At 43.7% G+C, this 21,298-nt stretch carries 18 protein-coding genes and 1 pseudogene; 13 read left to right on the top strand and 6 right to left on the bottom strand.

Features of this window, described 5'->3' with window-relative positions; genetic code table 11:
* From HC723_RS13755 to HC723_RS13745, 3 genes and pseudogenes are all read left to right on the top strand, one after another.
* A partial coding sequence (locus HC723_RS13755; protein ID WP_190338159.1) for an IS3 family transposase occupies positions 1-117 on the top strand: 117 nt, incomplete at its 5' end.
* Between the two features lie 8 nt (positions 118-125).
* Positions 126-557 (top strand): annotated as a pseudogene (locus tag HC723_RS13750) (AMP-binding enzyme); the annotation flags it as partial.
* 147 nt (positions 558-704) lie between these two features.
* The gene (locus HC723_RS13745) at positions 705-1,577 is read left to right on the top strand and encodes a DUF2608 domain-containing protein (RefSeq protein ID WP_190339492.1); all 873 of its coding nucleotides are present in this window, start codon (positions 705-707) and stop codon (positions 1,575-1,577) included.
* A gap of 122 nt (positions 1,578-1,699) precedes the next feature.
* Here HC723_RS13745 and HC723_RS13740 read toward each other — a convergent pair whose 3' ends face one another.
* Positions 1,700-3,229, bottom strand: coding sequence for a sodium:solute symporter family transporter (locus tag HC723_RS13740; RefSeq protein ID WP_190339491.1), 1,530 nt, complete (start codon positions 3,227-3,229; stop codon positions 1,700-1,702).
* Between the two features lie 333 nt (positions 3,230-3,562).
* Between HC723_RS13740 and HC723_RS13735 the strand changes: the two genes are divergently transcribed.
* The 4 genes from HC723_RS13735 (at position 3,563) to HC723_RS13720 (ending at position 7,656) form a co-directional block, all read left to right on the top strand.
* A complete protein-coding gene (locus HC723_RS13735) occupies positions 3,563-4,861 on the top strand; it encodes an MFS transporter (RefSeq protein ID WP_190339490.1) in 1,299 nt (432 codons plus the stop codon).
* Between the two features lie 88 nt (positions 4,862-4,949).
* Complete coding sequence (locus HC723_RS13730) at positions 4,950-5,966, top strand: ester cyclase (RefSeq protein WP_190339489.1); 1,017 nt, start codon at positions 4,950-4,952, stop codon at positions 5,964-5,966.
* A 158-nt stretch (positions 5,967-6,124) separates the two neighbouring features.
* Positions 6,125-7,153, top strand: a complete 1,029-nt coding sequence (locus HC723_RS13725) for a LacI family DNA-binding transcriptional regulator (protein ID WP_190339488.1) — start codon at positions 6,125-6,127, stop codon at positions 7,151-7,153.
* 119 nt (positions 7,154-7,272) lie between these two features.
* Entirely contained in the window at positions 7,273-7,656 is a 384-nt protein-coding gene (locus HC723_RS13720) for an STAS/SEC14 domain-containing protein (RefSeq protein ID WP_190339487.1), read from the top strand.
* 134 nt (positions 7,657-7,790) lie between these two features.
* Here HC723_RS13720 and fruA read toward each other — a convergent pair whose 3' ends face one another.
* The 3 genes from fruA to fruB are packed head-to-tail and all read right to left on the bottom strand — an operon-like array spanning position 7,791 to position 11,659.
* Positions 7,791-9,521 carry a PTS fructose transporter subunit IIBC gene (gene fruA / locus HC723_RS13715; protein WP_190339486.1) on the bottom strand — a complete coding sequence of 577 codons (1,731 nt, stop codon included), beginning with the start codon at positions 9,519-9,521 and terminating at the stop codon, positions 7,791-7,793.
* Entirely contained in the window at positions 9,518-10,516 is a 999-nt protein-coding gene (pfkB, locus tag HC723_RS13710; protein ID WP_153448315.1) for a 1-phosphofructokinase, read from the bottom strand. Before pfkB ends, fruA begins: the two co-directional genes overlap by 4 nt.
* 9 nt (positions 10,517-10,525) lie before the next feature.
* The gene (fruB, locus tag HC723_RS13705; protein WP_190339485.1) at positions 10,526-11,659 is read right to left on the bottom strand and encodes a fused PTS fructose transporter subunit IIA/HPr protein; all 1,134 of its coding nucleotides are present in this window, start codon (positions 11,657-11,659) and stop codon (positions 10,526-10,528) included.
* 403 nt (positions 11,660-12,062) lie between these two features.
* On the opposite strand from fruB, the gene cra reads away from it, so the two are divergent.
* The 6 genes from cra (at position 12,063) to HC723_RS13675 (ending at position 17,452) form a co-directional block, all read left to right on the top strand.
* Positions 12,063-13,085, top strand: a complete 1,023-nt coding sequence (cra, locus tag HC723_RS13700; RefSeq protein ID WP_153448317.1) for a catabolite repressor/activator — start codon at positions 12,063-12,065, stop codon at positions 13,083-13,085.
* Between the two features lie 44 nt (positions 13,086-13,129).
* Positions 13,130-14,026 (top strand): EamA family transporter, encoded by an 897-nt coding sequence (locus HC723_RS13695; RefSeq protein ID WP_190339484.1) that lies wholly within the window; start codon positions 13,130-13,132, stop codon positions 14,024-14,026.
* A gap of 128 nt (positions 14,027-14,154) precedes the next feature.
* The gene (locus tag HC723_RS13690; RefSeq protein ID WP_153448319.1) at positions 14,155-14,421 is read left to right on the top strand and encodes a type II toxin-antitoxin system TacA family antitoxin; all 267 of its coding nucleotides are present in this window, start codon (positions 14,155-14,157) and stop codon (positions 14,419-14,421) included.
* Positions 14,412-14,915, top strand: coding sequence for a GNAT family N-acetyltransferase (locus HC723_RS13685; RefSeq protein WP_190339483.1), 504 nt, complete (start codon positions 14,412-14,414; stop codon positions 14,913-14,915). Before HC723_RS13690 ends, HC723_RS13685 begins: the two co-directional genes overlap by 10 nt.
* Before the next feature lie 191 nt (positions 14,916-15,106).
* Positions 15,107-16,438: a DEAD/DEAH box helicase gene (locus tag HC723_RS13680; RefSeq protein ID WP_153448321.1), complete on the top strand. Its 1,332-nt coding sequence runs from the start codon at positions 15,107-15,109 to the stop codon at positions 16,436-16,438.
* Positions 16,439-16,534: 96 nt separating this feature from the next.
* Positions 16,535-17,452: a pyridoxal-phosphate dependent enzyme gene (locus HC723_RS13675; RefSeq protein ID WP_190339482.1), complete on the top strand. Its 918-nt coding sequence runs from the start codon at positions 16,535-16,537 to the stop codon at positions 17,450-17,452.
* Between the two features lie 133 nt (positions 17,453-17,585).
* Here HC723_RS13675 and speB read toward each other — a convergent pair whose 3' ends face one another.
* Positions 17,586-18,533, bottom strand: a complete 948-nt coding sequence (gene speB / locus HC723_RS13670; RefSeq protein WP_190339481.1) for an agmatinase — start codon at positions 18,531-18,533, stop codon at positions 17,586-17,588.
* Positions 18,534-18,550: 17 nt separating this feature from the next.
* Positions 18,551-20,464, bottom strand: coding sequence for an arginine decarboxylase (gene speA / locus HC723_RS13665; protein WP_190339480.1), 1,914 nt, complete (start codon positions 20,462-20,464; stop codon positions 18,551-18,553).
* Positions 20,465-21,298: the final 834 nt, after the last annotated feature.

The raw sequence follows: 21,298 nt of genomic DNA, 5'->3' as shown, positions 1-21,298 counted from the left end.
GAAGATGTTGAAGAATATATCCGGTATTACAACCATGAAAGGTTGCATACTACGCTTGGTGATTTAACGCCAATCGACTATGAAAAATTACAAAGTCAGGTGTCCTATTGGGCTTGACCAGAATAGTCATGAAAGGCTACTTAAACCGCGCAGAAGAAACCGAAAATGCACTGAAAAATGGCTGGTTTTATACTGGCGACATTGCCAAACGAGATGAGTTTTATAATATCTTCATTGTCGATCGGGTGAAAGATATGATCATTCGCGGCGGCTTTAATGTTTATCCGCGTGAGATTGAAGAAGTGTTTATGACCCACCCTAAAGTGGCGATGGTGGCAGTGATAGGCATTCCTCACCAAGAATACGGTGAAGAAATCAAAGCTTATGTAGTATTAAAAGAAAACCAATTTATTGAGGAAGATGAACTGCAAGCGTGGGGCAAGGCGCAATGTGCAGCATACAAATACCCGCGCAGCGTAGAAATCCGCGAGCAACTTCCAATCAGCGCCACAGGTAAAATATTGAAGAAGGATCTAAAGGCAGAATTGACCGCATAGATGGTAACAATATTTGAATAAAAATGGAGGCATTTGATGCCTCCATTTTTGTTTTCTAATTGTCGGTATTCTCTCGCTTTTTAGTTCAACAGTTTTATACAATGACGCCATATGTAAGAAATTGTTTCAATAATAATGAGAGTGTCTATGAAATCGTTTGTTTTTACCGCTTCTGTATTGGCTGTTGCGATAGCCAGTTTTTCGGCCTCGGCCAAAGTCACCACGGTTGAAACCGCCTCGTACAATAAAGTTGCGAATGTTATCCAACAACTCGATAAACAATACCAGACGAAAAATGTGCTGGTGGCGTTTGATATTGATAATACCTTACTCACGTCTAGCCGCGATTTAGGCGGTGATATTTGGTATGCCTGGCAAACCGGTAAACTGCCGATCAAAGCCACTAAAGAGCAGCAAGTGAGCTGCTTATACCAAGATACTATTCCCATGCTCTACCAACTTCTGCCAATGAAACTGACCGAGCCGAAAGCCCAGCAAGTGGTGCAAGATCTTAACCAAAATGGTCAAACCGTGATTGCCATTTCGGCGCGAGGACCCGAAAACCGCGCCGCCACCGAGCGAGAGCTCCACAGCCATAAACTCGATTTTTCTCAACATAGTCTTGCGCCAATTGGACAAACTCAAGCGCCGATTTATGTCGAAAAATTAGATCGCCCAACCACCTATATGAATGGCGTGGCGTTAACCACAGGTATGCATAAAGGCAAGTATCTGGAGCATTTACTCAATAAAACTCAGCGTCATTTTGATTCAATTGTCTTTGTCGATGATGGACAAGCTAACATCGATGCGCTGAAAGAAACGTTCTCACAAGCCAAATACGACAACGTGGATATGCACCTTATTCATTACACCAAAGTTGTCGATGATCGAATTGCAAAAAATGGCGCAATTTTGACCCAAGTGCAAGCCGATGAAATGGCAACGGATTGGCAAGATCTGCAAACTACCTTAAATGCCATCTACCCTGATCGGGCGAAAGGCTGTTTAAGCCGTTAGATTTTTCGCTCATGGGAAGATTTAAGGCTCTGGTGTTTTTGGTATTGTAAAACCAAATAATGAAGTGTTATTTCTTGATGGGTTTGTTCCCTACAGAGATAGCACTTATTTTTTGGCTGCTATTATGAGAAAAAATGAGGGAACCAATAACAAGCGATGGTACTAATAAAGGCAAAGAATAATAAACCGTAATGGCTGATCTTGGGTTTCGAAAACAGGCTTTTTTGCGAGACAACAAATTGAGTTTGAACAGGGCTGATCGAGCCATAAAAATAACTGCTGATCACGCCAAAAAAGAGAAAAACTAAGGTGCCAATTGGTGCAAACCATGGCCATGCAATACCAATGTAACGGGTAATAGCCACCGCAATAATACTAAATACACTGCCAACGATGACGCCAAACTCATTCGCTTTATTAAAAAACAGCCCTAAAACAAAAGATCCCAATCGAATCCCAACAAAAATAGCCGTCAAACTGGCAATGGTTTTAAGTACCGACTCATTAGATATCGCTAATAAAGCAGGGATCACCACCAAAACCGCAGCAAGTAGGCTCATTTTACGAGCCACTGAATCATAGTGATTTGACGGTTCATTAGGACGCCATAAACGCTTGTAAAGGTCGAACGTCGCAACCGTTGCCATCGAATTATAAGTAGAGTCTAGAGTGGACATTGCGGCGGAAGATAATGCGGCAATGATCAAACCAATAGTGATTGGGTTGGTGTGGTTAAAGACAAAATCCAAGATAACTTCGTTACTGTTAGCGAACGGCTGGCCATGATAAAACACACTTAATAACAACCCAATAATCGCGAAGAGCAAATAAATAAAAAACGACCCATAGCCACATAGCAGCATAGATTTTTGTGCGGTTTCAACATCTTTAGTTGCCAGTGTGCGCTGGATAATGAGTTGGTTACTGCCATACACACTTAAATTTAAAAAACTTACCGCTATTAAGCCTGCCCATATTGTAGTGTCGGTTTTGAGATCAAAGTGAGTATTAATAATATTCAGCTTATGTGGTGGTAAGTCGATACCAGAATGCACTTGCATAATCAGTGAAATAAAAATTGCGAGGGTGCCAATCACTAAAATGGAGGATTGCAGCATATCGGTCCAAATAACCGTTGCTATACCGCCAGAATAGGTATAAACGGCAGTGAATAAGCTTATGTAGATGATCGCTTGCGAAAGGCTAATCGGTACAACTTGAACTAAAACCAATGCCACCGCATACAAGATTACGCCGGCAGAAATACATTGAATGATCAGAAACACAATCGCATTAATTGTTCGAGCATAAAGCCCGAAACGAAGCTCTAAATACTCATAAATAGAAGTGAGTTTAAGTTTATAAAATACCGGAACAAAGAAGGTGATGGCAAAGAAGATCACGATCGGGTAGTTCAGATGGATCGCCATCACCTCCATACCAGAGTGAAAAACCCAAGCTGGCATACCAATAAAAGTCATCGCGCTAATATAAGTGGCTAGAATCGAAACACCGGCTGTAAACCAACCAAACTGACGCCCACCGGTTGAAAAATCACCCTGAGAACGATTACGTTTATTGACGATATAGCTAATGAGTAATGTCATTGCCATATAGATTGCGACCACAACAAAACTTGAATACGTAACCATATTTGCGCTATGCCTAATCGGAATGAGAAAAGAGTAGCGACATATTACCCATAAGCGAGCATCTATAAAGCGATCAGGCTCGCTAACTGTGATTTAAGTCAAGTTTATGAGGCGGATTCTCTTGTTGGGTACACGTTAGTGTTTATGACGCCCCCTCAGCATAATTTATGAGAGCATTATCAGCAAACGCTAAGAAATGGGTACGTATTCACATTTGCGTGACGTTGATCTCAGAACCAAACTGACAACCACGACTAAGATAGAACGATACCAGAGTACCGAATATGCTGCGTTCATTAATAACAATTATAGAGACTTAAGGATTGATTGGTCATGACGACAAAAAAACACATGAGTGAAGTGCCGATGATTCAACGGATCGCCGCTTATTGCGCGATTTTAGTGGGTTACTTTTTTTACTGTTATAACTTTGTAATTATCGATTATGTCCGACCTTATATTGTGGATGCCTACGATGGGATCAGCTTATCGGATACCGCGCAATTTTATACATGGCAGTCCGTGGGGGCCTTGATCGGTGCATTAAGTTGTGCCTGGGTCGCGTCCCGTTTTGGTAAAAAATCCACCTTAGTGGCGATCACAGCACTGAATGGTGGTGCAACCATTATTAACATGATGTTCACCGACTACACCACTTGGGCATTAATGCGCTTTATTATCGGTGTCTCTCTAGGGGGCTATTTCACTGTTGCGGTAAGCTTAATGATCGGTTTATTCACCCCTTCAGTTCGTGGCAAATTAACCGCTTTTGCCTCTTCCATGTTCTCGGTTTCTTTGATGGCGATGGGAGCTTATGCAGCGTTTATTACCAGTATTGATGCACCTTGGCAAAGTTTAATGTGGGTCGGTGGTATTCCTCCATTGGTCGCCGCGGTGGTAATGGTGTTTATCTTACCCAGCGATAAAAACGTGATTGCTTATGGAGAAGAAGAGGCGAACCAACAAGCCAGCGACCCTGATAAAAAAGTACAAACAGGCTCTTGGGGCGAGATGTTAAGCAAGCCTTATCGTCTTGTGACTATCACCTGTTTATTACTTGCAGGTTTGAACTTCTATGGTTATCAATTCTTTAGTGGTTTTGTGACCACCTACTTACGTGAAGTGCGTGAGTTTAATGGCTCGACCATCGGGATCATATTTTCAATCTCAGCCTTTGGCTCATTGTTTGGTGCTTGGTTCTGGGGCGCGATTGCTGATAAGTACGGACGTAAAGTCAATGCTTTTGGCTTTATCTTAGCCGGTATTATGGTGTCAATATTCTTTGTTGCTCCGAGCGATGTGATGATTGGTAGCTTAAACATGCTCGCAATATTAGGGCTTATTTATAACTTTGGCCTGTCCTCTTCAGCGGTTTGGGGTGGGTACTTTTCGGAATTATTCCCCGCGCATTTACGCAGTTATGGCGCAGCGTTATTCCATGGTGGTCGCATCGTCGGCATGTGGGCACCAATGGTCCTTATCTTTATCCAGCAAAGAACCAGTTTAGAAACCGCGATGTGGGGTTCACCTATCATTTGGATTGTTGCTGGTCTGCTATGGCTGTCATTGCCTGAAACACTCAAAGGTGGTGTGTTCTACAAAGAAAAAAAATCAAATCCAGCACAGGCGTAATAAGCGCTTTGCTTACATAAAATAGATAAAAATTCATGTGAATAGCACCAGATGGTGCTGCTAATAAGAAATAAAAGAGAGCGAAATAATGTCTAGATATCAAGAAGCAAAAAAAGTTGTCCGTGCCTATTTTGATGCCATGGAAAATGCCACCCACGACACTGTCGCGCAAGTATTAAAAGATCATACCTCGGAAGATTACCTATGGCGCAGTGTTTATCCGTTTCGTGAGCAGCAAGGCGCACAAGCGGCAGCGGATGTATTTTGGTCACCAATGCTCAAATCAATGACACGCATGCAGCGTCGTCAAGATATCTTTATCGGTGGTGAAAATGAAATCACCGCCGGCGAAACTTGGGTGATGAGCATGGGTCACTTTATGGGGCTATTTGATGCTGAATTTTTAGGTATGCGTCCAACCGGTAAAATGATGAGTGTGCGTTACGCTGAATTTAGCTGTGTGCAAAATGGCAAAATCACCAAAACCGGTTTATTCCTAGATTTACTTGGCATGATGGATCAAGCCGGTTGCTACCCATTACCACAATCAACTGGACAATATTTTATCTACCCTGGCCCACGTAATCATGATGGCTTATTGTTCCAAGATGCCGACCCACAAGAAGGCATTGATACCTTGGCATTGGTGAATAAAATGGTCGATGATCTCTCTGCCCTAAATGATAGCGGCGCGATGGGTTGCCCTCCTGAAGTGCTGGAGAGAAGCTGGTCTAAAGATATGATTTGGTACGGTCCTTGTGGTATCGGCGCGTCATATACCATCCCGCGTTACCAGCAACAACACCAATTACCATTCCGCAATAACTTAAAAGATAAGAAATTTAATGGTCATGTGTGTCGATTTGCCGAAGGTAATTTTGCTTGTTTCTTTGGTTGGCCTAATCTGTCAAATACGGCGACGGGTGGTTTCTTAGGAATGTCGGGTGGAGAGATCCGCGCCGATATGCAAGTGGTTGATGTGTATTGTCGAGACAATGACAAGTTGTCTGAAAACTGGGTGTTGATCGATTTACCTTATTGGTTAAAACAACAAGGTTTAGATGTGTTTGAACGTACTCAAAAAATCATGAATCCAGAATTGTAATATGCAGTGTTATTAAATGGTAAATCGTCTGATGTTGAATAATGTCAGGCGATTTTTTATTGCTATCTATCAAGCTATTATGTGTTTATGTGACAATAAAAAATCGGTGATTTACATGTTATACTTTCCCCGTCCTTAACTTGAGAAAAGCCACCATTATGAGCGTATCGAATCAACCTATCACCTCCAAAGATGTCGCTAAATTGGCGGGAGTGTCGCAATCGACGGTATCTCGAGTGTTTGTTCCAGGCAGTTCGGTAGCAGAAAAAACCAAGCAAAAAGTGTATGAAGCGGCCAAAACGTTAAATTATCGACCGAATGCTTTTGCGCGCAGCCTGACCACCAATGAATCAAAATTAATTGGCTTAGTTTTTCCTGATTCAGATTACCCGATCCACATGGAAACACTGCAACTCATCTCAATCGAGCTACAAAAACAAGGTTACTCTGCGGTTTTGATCCCATGGAAAGTAGAAAACAACCAGCACCATATCCCCAATATTTTCCAATATCGAGTCGATGGCGTCATTGCCGCTTCGGCCACATTTAATAAATCGCTCTATCAAGAGTGTCAACAATTTCATATTCCGATTGTGCAATATGCACGAGTGGTCGAAGGAACGAAATCCAGCTATGTGGTCAGTGACAATTACTTAGCAGGACAGTTAGCCGCCCAAGTTTTCCAGCGCTCAGGTGCTCAATCTGTGGTGTATCTAACAGGACAGGTGCCCACTCTGACTAACAACGAGCGCGAACAAGGGTTTCGGTCTGAGTTTGCGGCGTTAACAGGGCGTGATATCCAAGTAGTCGAAACCGATTTCGATTATATTGCTGCATTAGACAGTATTCGACAAATGATGGGGCAAGAACAGCGGCCAGATGCTATTTTTTGTGCAACGGATACCCTTGCGATGGCTGTGATGGATGTGGCTCGTATCGAATTAGAGCTGGCGATCCCACAAGATCTACAAGTGATTGGTTTTGATAATATCCCGCAAACTCAATGGCTAAGTTATCAACTTTCAACTTTCCAACAAGATTTTAATCGTTTGGCGAGAGAGGCGGTCAAAATCATCATAGACCAAATTGCGGAGCCTGATACCAGTATGACCAAACTAATGATCCCAGTGACTTATGTTGAAAGAAATAGCACTAAAAATGAGCTTATGAATCCCAACCAATTATGATTTTTATGGCGTTGTGTAGTGCTTATGCTGGATTTTATTATGACTCTATAGGTTTATGGTGCGTATACACTTTCTGTTGAAGTTTGCACCAACAAGGACATTCACTCGAAGGAGATAACATGAATAATATGACAAAGCATGGGTTTACTACCCAAATTGAACATATTGGCGAGTTGCCGATTGTTGTATTGAAAGCAGTAGGAAAGCTGACTCATGAAGACTATCAAGCAATGACGCCCATTTTTGAAGCCGCATTACAACAACTTTCTCCCCATAAAATTAAGGTATTGGTTGATATCAGTGATTTGGAAGGTTGGGATATGCACGCCGCTTGGGATGACTTGAAACTTGGTATCAAGCATGGCGCGGACTTTGAGAAAATTGCAATTTTAGGTGATAAACACTGGCAAGAGTGGGCTGCGAAAGTAGGTGGTTGGTTTATGTCAGGTGAGATTAAATCATTTGAGTATAAAGACGCTGCTCTTTTGTGGTTACATAGTTAACAAATCCTATTTTTATTGATAAAAACGCCCTTTCACTATTAACGGATTCTTTTCGGAAGTCTGTTAATAGTTTGAAAGGGCGTTTATTTTTTCTTAGTCAACCGTCATTAATAAAACAGTTGGTCATCCACTACTTAAGCCGCAACTGCCTTGGATTCGGCTTTATTTTTCAAGAAAGCATAGCTCACGCCTGTTACCACAGTACCGGCAAGAATCGCCACTAAATACAACAGTGCAGGGGTGATGGCATTTGGGATCAGCAATACGAATAAACCGCCGTGTGGCGCCATCAGTTTTGCGCCAAATAGCATAGAGAGTGCACCGGTTAATGCACCGCCCGCCATGCAGCATGGGATCACGCGCATTGGGTCTTTAGCCGCAAATGGGATCGCACCTTCAGTGATAAAGCATAAACCGAGAACGGTGGCCGCTTTACCTGCTTCGCGCTCACTGGCTTCAAATTTGCTCTTCGCAAGGAAGGTCGCTAAACCTAAGCCTAGTGGTGGGATCATACCGGCGGCCATTACCGCAGCCATTGGCATATAAGTCTGTGATGCCAATAGACCGACGCCAAAAGTGTATGCCGCTTTGTTGATCGGGCCACCTAAATCGAAGCACATCATGCAACCAAGAATAATCCCCAATAACACCGCATTGGCAGAGCCCATATTATTTAGGAATTCTGTCATTGCCGCCATGATGCTAGAAACTGGGCCGCCGACGATGTAGATCATCACCAAGCCAGTAAATAAGCTTGCCAATAATGGAATGATTAAAATAGGTTTTAACGCTTCCATTGATTGTGGCAGTTTGAGTTTCTCTGCAATAAATTTAGCTGCATAACCTGCAATGAAACCGGCAAGGATACCGCCGATAAAGCCTGCGCCAGTAGAACTTGCCAACATACCGCCAATTAAACCAGGCGCTAAACCTGGACGGTCAGCAATGGAAAAGGCAATAAAGCCAGCCAGAACGGGGATCATTAATGCGAATGCAGAACCGCCACCAATGGTCATTAATGCTGCCGCTAATGTGCCTTCTTGCTCAAATGCTTTAATACCAAACACAAAAGACAGTGCGATACATAAACCACCGGCCACCACTAATGGCAACATGTGGGACACACCCGTCATTAAGTGCTTATATACCCCTGTTTTTTCTTCGCTGCTTGCGGTCGCTGCAGAACTTTGACCTGCTTGATAAGGCTGAGCTTGGGCAAAGGCATGGGTGAATTCTTGTTCGGTTTTCTTCAGTGCCAGACCTGTACTGGTTTTGTAGAGCGGCTTACCTGCAAAGCGATCCAGTGGCACTTCAATGTCAGCGGCAATGATCACTAAATCGGCGTCGGCGATGTCTTGGTCGGTCAGTTGGTTTTTAGCACCAACCGAGCCACGGGTTTCAACTTTAATTTGGTGTCCAAGTTTTTTCCCTGTTTCTTCAAGTGCTTCAGCAGCCATAAAGGTGTGAGCAACGCCGGTAGGGCAAGCGGTGATCGCCACAATCTTCTTGTTGCCAGACGGACTAACTGGCGCGGCGGTGGTGATATTGGCTTGCGCTAACGTTGTGGCTTGTTGTGCCGCTTCTTCTAACCATTTTTGTGTATCGTTAAAACAAGCTGAAATATCGCCTTGATAGATTTTTTTACCGATGAAACGGCTGGTGTCTACCGTGGTATTGGCCGCGATGATCACAACGTCGGCTTGTTCAATTTGCTGCGCGGTTAATGGTGGCTGGGCAATCAGTTCAGATTGGCATTCAACATTGGCAGTCCAATTTAGCGATTTAGCGGCTTGTTCTAATAAACCGGCAGCAATAATGCTGTTAGCTACGCCACTTGGGCAAGCGGTAATAATGGCAATATTCATAGCAATGTCCCTGTTTTTGTTTGCATTTGTATGGTTGCTTTTTGTTGTGGCAGCGTTTTTACTTGCTGTTGTATAGCAGATACCGCCTCTAGGCTTGCAACGCCCACCCCAACTTGGGTGACGGCCAAGGCTGATAACGCGGTAGCAAAACTTAAAATGTCATCTTCTGACCATTGTTGTAGATGCCCCCATGCCATGCCTGCCACTAAGGTATCGCCTGCACCAACGGTACTCACGACTTGCATTTTGGGTGGGGTCGCTTGACGCCATTGACCTTGCTTTAGCCACATTACGCCATTTGCGCCCATCGAGACCACAATATTGGCAATGCCTTTTTGTTCGAGAGTTTGTGCTGCTTGTTGGCAGGCTTGACTGTCTGATAGTTCTTCGCCAATGAGTTCTGACAACTCTTCATCGTTGGGTTTAATCAGCCAAGGGTGGGAATTTAAGCCCGCTTTTAATGCGGCGCGACTGCTATCAAAGATGACTTTCTTGCCTAGTTGATGCAGTGTTTCAATCCATTGAGCACAAAGTTGTGGCGAGATACCTTGCGGTAAACTGCCAGCCATCACAAAGTAATCATGATCTTGCGCTAACTCTAATAAGGTTTGCTCAAATTCAGCAATCGCGGCGGCATCGACTTGTACACCAGGGAAGTTGATATCGCTAACATCACTGCTAGTATCGACTAATTTGACATTAATTCGAGTTGAACCTGCCACACGAATAAAACGATCATTAGCGCTCATTTGCTCAAATAATTGGTTAAATGCTTGCTGGTTATCGGCGCCAAGGAATCCGGTCACAGTGACATTCGCGCCCAGATCGGACAACACTTTAGCCACGTTAACGCCTTTTCCGGCAGGATGTAGCGTGCTTTTCGACACTAAACTGACCGTACCGACATTTAATGTATCCACCAAATGACCGGTTAAATCCAAAGCCGGATTTAAAGTAATGGTGACGATTTTTGTATTCGGTTTAATACTAGACATAGAGCTCCCTTAACCTTCACCCAGGCCAGATTCAATCGCTTTACCAATTGAACTTAAAGCTAATTCTGCATCACTACCGTCGGCAGTAAATTGCAAGCGATGGCCGTGTTTAACCCCTAATGCAATCACTTTCATTAAGCTTTTGGCATTGACACTGGTCCCTTCTCCATCGAGATTGGACACTCGAATCGTCGACTCAAATTTTTTCGCTTCTGCCACTAACATTGCGCCTGGGCGGGCATGTAACCCGTGGGTATTTTTGATCTTAAACGTGGCTTGATTGGCATTTTCAGCAGCAATTTCAGGTACGCTTTCACTTAGATCAAATAAGGCCAGTAAGGACGCCACATCGGCATCTAAAATATCTTGTTGGCGCTTAGATAACATTAATTGGCTGAGTTTATACAGCAAAGGTTTGTGGCTGGCATTACAAGCGGCAAAGGCAATTAATCCTTTCACCAACTGGCCGTCAAATTCACAATCGTTAGCGGTTGAGACAAATGACATTGCAGATCGCGCCACCCCTTGTGAGCCACTGACAAGCCATAATCCATGGCCTAAGTGTGTTGGCGCTTTGGTGATCACTTCAGAGATATACTCATCATTGGCACAACCATTATTACGCAATAAACCACTGGCCACCGCGGTCATTTGTAGCATGTCGCTGGCGGGGAATTTTAATTGAATTAACATCGCGTCAAAATCAGCTTTTAACTGAGTGTTGCCGTTAAGTACGTTGATGATATCTTGTTCGGTTTTGGCTTCTTTGAGCGCCGCTTCAACCCCATCGGCCGATAACACTTTGGTTAATTGCTTTAAAATACCTAAATGTTCATCCGATTTTGCCGCGATACCAATGGCAACATAAACCGTGCCGTTTCCCCAGTTAACGCCCTGTGGGAAATGGTGGATAGCAACGCCGGTTTTTTGCACCAAACCACGAGTGTCGGTAGTGCCGTGCGGAATGGCAATGCCGTTACCTAAAAAAGTAGAAGATTGCGCTTCACGGCTAAGCATGCCTTCCACATAGCCGGCTTCAACGTAACCTTGTTCGGTTAAACTGGCGGCAATGTGAGTGACTGCTTCGGCTTTGTCTTTTGCTGTTCTTGCAAGCGTAATGTTTTGTGTGGTGAGCGTCAGCATGGTGCTGCTCCTCTGTTATGTTGTTATTTTCGTATTCAGCAATAAGAATAGAGTATGTGTCGCTTTGCGTAAGTCATTTTCTATAACGACAGCTAAATCGATTCAGCTTTTTGAGAGAAAAAAATCAACCAATGATTATCGACTTAACAGCACTATTGTTAATGGTGTGATAAAAACACGAACGAATTAAAAAACTGTGAAGTTTGGTTTACTTGGCTTTGATCACAGATTTTAGAATTAATACAATAAATAGTCATTGGCTGAATCCTTTCAGCTTTTATACTGAATCGATTCAGCATATAATTCAAATAACGATGCAATTGGCTTGTGAAATTTATGATCCAGTGCACAAAAAAGGCACACTGATGCTATTTGAACGGTTAAAAAGTGAAGGTAAGTAAGCATGACGTTAGAGCAAATTGCCAAACTGGCGGGTGTCTCAAAAACCACCGCCAGTTATGTTATCAATGGCAAAGCCACCAAATACCGAATTAGCCAGAAAACCCAACAAAAAGTGATGGCGGTGGTGGAAGAGCACCAGTACCAACCTGACCATGCCGCTGCTGCATTACGCGCGGGCAATAGTCGCTCGTTTGGTTTGGTGATCCCTGATCTAGAAAACACCAGTTATGCGCGTCTGGCTAAATTGTTAGAATCGAACTCCCGCTTAGCTGGCTACCAAATTTTGATTGGTTGTTCGGGGGACGATCCAAAAATAGAGAAAGATGTGGTCAATGCGCTGGTCAGTCGCCGCATTGATGCGCTGTTTGTCGCCAGTTCGATGAGCGATGCCAATGAGTTCTATCTGACTGTGCAAAACAAAGGCACGCCAGTGATCGCACTCGACCGACCATTAGATGATGAACATTTTAGCTGTGTGATCAGCGAAGATTTTGAAGGGGCACTCAATTTAACCGCTTCGGTGTTATTTGATGATATTCAATCCATTGGTTTAATTGGCGCATTGCCGGATCTCAATATTTCAAAAGAGCGACAACTGGGATTTGAAGCGGCAGTAAGACAACATGCCAATCGTTCAACACTCGGCTCAGCAATCAATCTTTCACCAGTAACCATGCAGCTTGAATATGGCGCGCAATTTAATGCTGAATCGGGCAGAAAAGCGATAGAAAAATGGCTCGCACAAGATGCCATTCCCGATGCGATTATCACCACTTCTTATACGTTACTCGAAGGGGTGCTTGATGTGTTTTTTGAGCGTCCAGAGCTGATGACAAAAATTAAAATTGCCACTTATGGGGATAATCGGTTACTGGATTATTTGCCGATCAAAATAAACTCCCTTTCGCAACAATTTGAAATTATCGCCGACAGCGCCCTCGAACTGGCTTTAAATGCTTCGGCCAAGCGTTATCAATCTGGGGTTGAGTTGGTTGCACGGAAATTAAAAATTCGGATGAAATAAATGAACAATCAAACAGCAACAGAATCACAGAATAAGGTTAATTCGTGTATTTAGGTGAAATAACAGCGATTGCTGCAGCGTTGGTGTGGGCGAGTTCTACTTGGTTATATGGTCAGTGCTCACATCACTTTTCGGCGCTGCAATTGAATATGATCAAAGGGGTACTGGCGTCCACCATGATGTTGTTGGTGATGCCCTTACTGCCACTGCCCGAATTGCATATTTCGAGCAAATATATTGGGGTATTGGCTGTATCGGGCATGGTAGGGATCGCGGTTGGTGACAGTGCCTACTTTGCCGCTTTAAAACGCATTGGGCCGAATCGAACCTTGTTATTAGAGTCGTTAGCGCCGCCATTGTCGGGCGTATTAGCACTGGCTTTATTGGGCACCAGTATTGGGTTGCAAAGCTGGCTTGGTATTATTATTACCACTTTAGCGGTGGCGTTTACCCTGTTTCAAGTGCGTACTTCTGCCACCATGCGCGATGAAAGCGTGTCACGAAGCGGCATTGGTTTTGGGGTATTAGCCAGTTTTTGCCAAGCATTTGGGGTGGTGATTTCACATTACGCTTTAGTGGAAGGAAACCTGCCACCGTTACTTGGCGCATTTATTCGTTTAAGTATTGGGGTGTTAAGTTTGATGCTGGTGGTGGGCTTTATTGAACCTAAACCATTTTCGTCGATTCTTCAGGGGTGGAAGCAACTAAAACCACGCGCAATGTGGGTGTTACTGGCGGCTATTTTCTTTGGCACTTTCATCGCGTTGTGGCTGCAACAGGTGGCGCTGAAATTTGCCAACCCTGCGGTGGCGCAAACACTGATGTCGACCAGCCCGTTATTTATTTTAATGATTAGCTTTATCAAAGGTGAGTCGATCAGCGCGCGTACCTTAATCGGCACATTAATGGCGCTGGGTGGGATCGCGTTGTTCTTTTTGTAGCACTTTTATAAATCATTGGTCTGTTTATAATATTCGAACTGTTGATTATTGCATTTGCGTATATCGATTAACTACACTAGAATTGTATAGTCAATCAATACACATAATCAATCAGCAAGGTTAATAATATGGCGACGAAAACTGCTCCAATCAATATGCGGGTCGAGCCTCAAGTTCGTAACGTGATTGATGCTGCCGCAAATTTGCTAAAAGTAGATCGTTCGGTTTTCATTCAACAAGCAGCATTGGCGCAAGCGCGTTTAGTGATCTCAAATCAACGTGATTTTGCTTTAGATGATGTTGCTTTTGATGCGTTCGAACAAGCGCTAAAGGTTAAGCCTAAAGCCAATGAAGGGATGACTGAATTATTGAACCGGAAAGCGCCATGGCAATAACCTCACCGCAGTTGCTCATGGCAGAGCACCAGCTCTCAAGTTTTAGCTGTGGCATTGACGATCTTGATGATTGGTTGATCAAAAAGGCCATCAAAAATCAAAACAAAAATAATACCAGAGTGTATGTGGTGGTAGACCAAACTACGGATCAAGTGGTGGGCTATTATGCGATTGCGATGGGATCTATTTTACGTGCCAGTGCCATTGGTTCATTAAGACGAAATAGCCCTGATCCCATTCCAATGGTGGTGCTGGCTCGGCTTGGTGTGCATCGCGATTTTCAACATCTTGGCATTGGCGCTGGGTTACTGAAGGACTGCGTGCTGAGATCGGTTCAAGCCATGAATGTAATTGGTGGGGCGGGTACTTTGGTTCACGCCATTGATGAGTCAGCCAAAAGCTTTTATAGCAAATTTGGATTTAGTGAATCAAGCTTTGATCCTTTACTCCTAATGGCAAGAACTTGCGATATAGAAGCAAGCCACTCTAATTGATGTGCGCTCTAGGCCCGTTGGTCTAAGTATGTTGAGCAATAAGTTATCCCCATAAAAGCAACACCACAACATCCGCGTTAAAATCAAGACGGGACTCTTTTTATAAATCTCTCAAGTATTATGAGGGAGGCGTCAAACCCTTGTGGTATCATGCGCGGGATTTTTGTTTTATTTCCTCTTGGAGTACACCTTTGCAATTTAAAGATATTGGTATAGATAATCGCTTACTGAAAAACTTACAGCACTATAATTTTTCCAAAGCGACTGAAATACAAAGTAAAGCCATCCCTGTTGCGATTGCTGGCAAAGACTTGTTGGCGTCATCAAAAACCGGTTCCGGTAAAACTTTGGCATTTGTGCTGCCTATGCTGCATAAAGCGCTTAAGACCAAATCTCTTTCTGCTAAAGATCCAAGAGGGGTGATTTTAGCGCCGACTCGTGAACTGGCGAAACAAGTCTTTGGTGAGTTGAAGTTTATGCTTGGTGGTTTGTCTTACACTGGCGCATTAATTGTTGGTGGTGAAAACTTTAACGACCAAGTCAAAGCGTTGCGTAAATACCCACGCTTTATTGTGGCAACCCCAGGGCGTTTAGCCGATCACCTTGAGCATCGTTCATTGTTCTTAGAAGGCGTTGAAACCTTAGTTTTAGACGAAGCCGATCGCATGTTAGATCTGGGCTTTACCGCTGAATTACGTCGCATTAATAACGCCGCGAAACATCGTCGTCGTCAAACGTTAATGTTCTCTGCTACGCTCGATCATGCTGAAGTAAATGACTTGGCGAGCGAGCTTTTAAAAGATCCTAAACGTATTTCGGTTGGTGCTTCTGCGGAAGAGCATAAAGACATCGATCAATCATTCTACTTGTGTGATCACCTTGATCATAAAGAAGCGATTTTAGAGCGTTTGATTGAACAAGCTGAATATAAACAAGTTATTATCTTTACCGCGACGCGTAGTGATACTGAGCGTTTGACGACTAAGTTAAACGAGATGAATTTAAAAGCGGTCGCGTTAAGTGGCGGCTTAAATCAAACTCAACGTAATAATATTATGAGCCAGTTTGAGCGTGCCGTGCACAAAATTCTGGTGACAACCGACATCGCCTCGCGCGGTTTAGATATCGCTAATGTGACCCACGTGATTAACTTCGATATGCCAAAACACACCGAAGAATATGTGCACCGTGTTGGTCGTACGGGTCGTGCGGGTAATCGTGGTACAGCGTACTCTTTGGTTGGTCCAAAAGATTGGGTGAGCTTTAAAAATGTCGAACTGTACCTACAACAAGATCTAACCTTCACTGTATTAGAAGGCTTGAAAGGTAAGTTTAAAGGCATTAAGCCACGCAAACCTATTGCCAAAAAAGGCGCCGCTAAAACGGGTAAAGTGGCGAAACAATCCACCACGCCGAAGAAGCAAGTTAACCGCGATAAGAGTTTCTATAAAAACGTGGCAGTGGGCGATGAAGTCTTTATGCCGAAGAAACGAAAAAATCCAATCGAGAAAGATGACGAGTAAGCGAGTCTCAATACTCTGATTGAAGTCATTAGGTATAAACATAACAGCTGAATCGCTCTGGTCGATTCAGCTGTTATTGTATTTGGGAACCGTAGTATGAAATTAAACAACACTCCCGTGACTCAACACTGCTTTGCTGGTCATTCTTTTTATCTTAAAAGAGACGATCTGCTCCACCCTGAATTTTCTGGCAACAAGGCTCGAAAATTTATGGCTCTGCTTGAAAACGACTACCCCAATGTGACCACTCTGATTGGCTATGGTTCGCCCCAAGCAAATTCTCTATACAGCTTGGCGGCATTAGCTAAACTCAAAGGTTGGACGCTAGAATTCTATGTTGCGCATATTCCTTCTTGGCTAAAACAAAACCCTCTCGGTAATTTTCAAGCCGCACGCAAACTTGGTGCGAACATCATCGATCTGAAAGCATTAGGTTGCGATCTTTCACCACATCAGTATATCGAACAAATCCGGCTGGCTTCTGCGGATGCCAATCAAGGCTGTTTATTTGTCCCCGAAGGTGGACGCAGCCCGATCGCAGAATTTGGCATTCAACAATTAGCGCAAGAAATACGTCACTGGGCGCAAGATCAAAATATGGATGACCTTACCGTTGCGTTACCCTCAGGTACTGGCACTACTGCCTTGTATTTGCATAAGCATCTGCAAGCGCACAATATCAATGTGATCACCTGTGCTTGTGTCGGAGGAGAGGCGTATTTAACCCAGCAATTTGACAGCTTAGGCGAAACCAGTCACCCACAAATACTGTCGAGTTCAGAAAAGCCCAAGCACCAGTTTGGCAAGCTGTATGGCGCGGATTATCAAATATGGCAAGCGCTTAAACAGCAAACCGAGGTTGAGTTTGAACTGCTATACGATCCGTATATGTGGCAATGTTTAGCCCCTTGGTTTGAAAGCCACCCCGATCAGAAACTCATGTATATCCATCAAGGTGGTTTATTGGGTAATACCAGTATGGAAAAGCGTTATCAGCGTAAGTTTGATCATTAATAGATAATGGCATGTTTGGAATGGGCATAAAAAAGCGCCTGACAAGTCTCTTTCTAGTTGAAAATGTATAAGGCGCTGATTAATATTGTTGGTTATGGCTAGAAAGCTATTATGCTGTCATTGGTTAGTGTTATTAATGAAGGCACTCGCTTTCAAGTCGTTGCTGAGTCCATAAATACAACAGATCCAATGCAATGGTCGCGCCAGCTAAAGCGGTCACATCACTGTGATCATACGGTGGCGATACCTCCACTACATCCATTCCCACTAAGTTAATTCCTTGCAGGTTGCGTAAAATTTTAAGCACTTTATCCGAGCTCATGCCGCCGCATACTGGTGTGCCGGTTCCTGGCGCAAAGGCCGGATCTAGGCAATCAATATCGAAGGTTAAATACACAGGTTTATCCCCGACGATGGCTTTCACTTGTTCGACAATTTGCGCCGCAGTTAGATCATTGGCTTGCATCGCATTAATCACATTAAAGCCGTGATCTTGCTGTTTGTACTCGGTGCGGATCCCAATTTGCACTGAATGTTCACGCGAGATCAGCCCTTCGTTCGGCGCATGGTAAAACATGGTGCCGTGATCATAACGACTGCCATTACTGTATGTGTCGGTATGGGCATCAAAATGAATTAACGCCATTTCACCGTATTTTTTCGCATGTGCGCGCAGCAGCGGTAGGGTGATGAAGTGATCACCGCCCAAGCCTAATAGTGTTTTGCCGCTATTAATGATCTCGCTTGCTGCGGCTTGTAGGCGTTGGGTTAAATCCTCCGCATCGCCGCAATCAAATACCAAATCGCCCGCATCGACCACATTAGTGTGTTTGAATAGATTAAAATCCCATGGAAATTTTTTGCCTTCCCATGCGAGATTAACCGAGGCGCGACGGATCGCATCTGGCCCCATACGAGCGCCGGCACGACCCGAAGTTGCCATATCAAACGGCACCCCAAGTACCACCACATCCGCATCAGCTTCGACGGGATTTTGCACCATAGGACGACGTAAAAAGCTCATCGAGTTTGAATACAGTGAGTTATCTGGTTTGCTAAACAAATCATTAAATTGACTCATGTTGTTTTCATCCACCGTTATAAATCTTCTAAATAAGTGTAACCAGTTAAGCCTTGCTCGAGCTCTGCCATGATCTTGTCTTGCTCACTGCCATCCACTCGGCTGGTGACTAATTCGCGATAGTTACGGCGAATATCATCGACATCAATATGCACGTAGCGCAACATATCTTCGACCGTATCACCTTCATTAATCGAAATAATTTCTGGCTCGCCTTTTTCATTTACGTTCACCACCACAGAGTGACTGTCACCAAACAAGTTGTGCATGTCGCCTAAAATTTCTTGATAGGCGCCAACAAGGAAAAAGCCGATGTGATACGGCGTGTCTTTATTCCAACGTGGCACTGGCAAAGTGGTTTCAATGCCTTGACCGTCTACATATTGATCAATAACGCCGTCTGAATCACACGTAATATCTAGCATCACTGCGCGAGTTTGTTCCACTTGGTTCAAGTTGCTCAGTGGCATCACAGGGAACACCTGATCAATCCCCCACGCATCAGGTAGTGATTGGAACAAAGAGAAATTGACGAAGAATTTATCCGCCAAACGATCATTTAACGCATCCAAAATTGGACGATGAAAACGGTTGTTATTGTTCAATTGCATGCGTAATTCATAGCAAATTCGCAAACACACTTGCTCTGCCCAAGCGCGATGGTGCAAATTAATCATGCCAGTCGCAAATTGATTATGCGCTTCGGCTAAATCACTTTGAGTGTCGTTATAAATTTCAATCAAGGCGCGATCATCGGTGCCATGAGATAAAATTTCCCAATTGCGCCACATGTTATGCAATAGCGTTGGTGCATCTGCTTGTGGTGCATCAATTTGTTCTGCTTTATAGCTTTCAGTGCCAATAACGTTGGCGATCAATACCGCATGGTGCGCCGTTAATGAACGTCCAGATTCCGAAATGATCGCCGGTGTTGGTTGGCTGTATTGTTGACAGATATCGCCAATAGTAGAAACAATATTGCGCGCGTATTCTACCAAGCCGTAGTTCATTGAACTGTGCGATTGGCTACGCGTCCCATCGTAATCCACCGCCAAACCGCCGCCGACATCCATATAATCTAACATCGCGCCCAATTCACGCAGCTCACAGTAAAAACGCGCCGCTTCACTTACGCCATTGCGTACATCTCGAATATTGGCCATTTGTGACCCAAGATGGAAATGCACTAACTGCAAGGTTTCTAATTGGTCTTCTGCTTTTAAGCGATTGATCACAGTTAACACTTGGTTAGCCGATAAGCCAAATTTCGATTTTTCGCCACCACTGGATTGCCATTTCCCCGCACCTTGCGAAGCCAAACGAATACGCAAGCCCATGCGCGGTGTGACGCCTAATGATTTCGCTTCAGACAACACCAGATCAAGCTCAGACAGTTTCTCGAGCACGATGAAAACCTTGTGGCCGAGCTTCTCACCAATAAGGGCTAAACGAACGTATTCACGATCTTTATAGCCATTACACACGATCACAGAACTGGCTTGTTGCGCTAATGCTAATACCGCCAATAATTCTGGTTTGCTGCCCGCCTCAAGCCCCAATTGTTTGTGCTCAAGTTCGGCTTGGCTAGCTAAAATCTCATCCACCACTTCTTTTTGTTGGTTCACTTTAATTGGGTAAACCAATAGGTAGCGGTTGTTGTAATTGTATTCTTCGATCGCTTGGTTAAACGCATCACAAACATTATGCACACGTTGATGCAAGATCTGCGGAAAACGAACTAAGGCTGGCAGGGTTAAATTCTGCGCTTCAATCTGCTTTACAATCGCACTTAATGGCACTTGCTGATGCTCACCATCGGCACGAGGAGAAACCGTCATTTCACCTGCATCATTAATGCCATAGAAGCCTTGGCTCCAGTGACGCACATTGTAGTTAGCTCGGATTTGCTCTAAGTTCAAAGATTTTTCCACATCGGTATCTCGCTATAAGTAATTGAAACGGATTTTCATGTTAATCAACAACCTAACGCGTTAGTCCAACGTTTGGTTGCGATCGAATTCACGCGCATTAACGTATATATATGAGATGGAGTCCAATGAGAAAATTTTGTGGTTAGCACAAGAGAATTAGATTAATGGTGAGGAACGGTAGTGGCTTATTTGAATATTGAGTGGTGAGCCCTTCGGCGATCAACCGCACATCCCTGTGCACAAGAAGCCTCACCAAGTATCCATGATTGTTGTATCAAATAGAGCACTTCCACCAAGCAAAATTTAGGAAGGGTTGGGGTGTTTCTGCCCAATTCCTAGTTAGGATTAGAATTTATCTCAATACATTAAGTATCCTTTTGAACGGTAAATCGATTCTCTGTCTCGCTCTGTGTGTATATACAGTTATAATTCAATTTTGTGAGCATTAAGCAGTTTTGCGTGAAAGCGAGAACTTATGCTTAGATGTGATTAATTAGACTCAATTTTAAGTAATTGTTAATTAACAATAATATATAAACATTGAAAGTTCACACCTGTCACAACTGGCTCGCTAAACCCAGTTCTCGCTTTCTCCATCGCATAAAATCGGCTAAATGCTTTTAAAAAACCGTTATTAGAGTATCTTATGGCAATAAATGAAGTGATTAGCAGCGATCGTGTGTAAAATCTATTCGGGTTTATCTGAATTTCTTGCTAATACACTTATGTAGACTCCCTCATGTCAACACCCCATTATTTGATACTTGCGAACTTATGTACGAGTTCAATCTAAAATGATCGACTCAATGATAATTGCGCGTATCGGAGCCACAT

Origin of the sequence: Vibrio sp. S11_S32 (genome assembly GCF_014694465.1) — a bacterium.
Lineage (GTDB): Bacteria > Pseudomonadota > Gammaproteobacteria > Enterobacterales > Vibrionaceae > Vibrio > Vibrio algicola.
This window is presented reverse-complemented; position numbering and strand designations above follow the sequence as displayed.

Bases quoted from the DNA above. Each gene is read 5' to 3' on its own strand.
- HC723_RS13745 (WP_190339492.1), top strand. From the start codon at position 705: ATGAAATCGTTTGTTTTTACCGCTTCTGTATTGGCTGTTGCGATAGCC.
- HC723_RS13740 (WP_190339491.1), bottom strand. From the start codon at position 3,229: ATGGTTACGTATTCAAGTTTTGTTGTGGTCGCAATCTATATGGCAATG.
- HC723_RS13735 (WP_190339490.1), top strand. From the start codon at position 3,563: ATGACGACAAAAAAACACATGAGTGAAGTGCCGATGATTCAACGGATC.
- HC723_RS13730 (WP_190339489.1), top strand. From the start codon at position 4,950: ATGTCTAGATATCAAGAAGCAAAAAAAGTTGTCCGTGCCTATTTTGAT.
- HC723_RS13725 (WP_190339488.1), top strand. From the start codon at position 6,125: ATGAGCGTATCGAATCAACCTATCACCTCCAAAGATGTCGCTAAATTG.
- HC723_RS13720 (WP_190339487.1), top strand. From the start codon at position 7,273: ATGAATAATATGACAAAGCATGGGTTTACTACCCAAATTGAACATATT.
- fruA (WP_190339486.1), bottom strand. From the start codon at position 9,521: ATGAATATTGCCATTATTACCGCTTGCCCAAGTGGCGTAGCTAACAGC.
- pfkB (WP_153448315.1), bottom strand. From the start codon at position 10,516: ATGTCTAGTATTAAACCGAATACAAAAATCGTCACCATTACTTTAAAT.
- fruB (WP_190339485.1), bottom strand. From the start codon at position 11,659: ATGCTGACGCTCACCACACAAAACATTACGCTTGCAAGAACAGCAAAA.
- cra (WP_153448317.1), top strand. From the start codon at position 12,063: ATGACGTTAGAGCAAATTGCCAAACTGGCGGGTGTCTCAAAAACCACC.
- HC723_RS13690 (WP_153448319.1), top strand. From the start codon at position 14,155: ATGGCGACGAAAACTGCTCCAATCAATATGCGGGTCGAGCCTCAAGTT.
- HC723_RS13685 (WP_190339483.1), top strand. From the start codon at position 14,412: ATGGCAATAACCTCACCGCAGTTGCTCATGGCAGAGCACCAGCTCTCA.
- HC723_RS13675 (WP_190339482.1), top strand. From the start codon at position 16,535: ATGAAATTAAACAACACTCCCGTGACTCAACACTGCTTTGCTGGTCAT.
- speB (WP_190339481.1), bottom strand. From the start codon at position 18,533: ATGAGTCAATTTAATGATTTGTTTAGCAAACCAGATAACTCACTGTAT.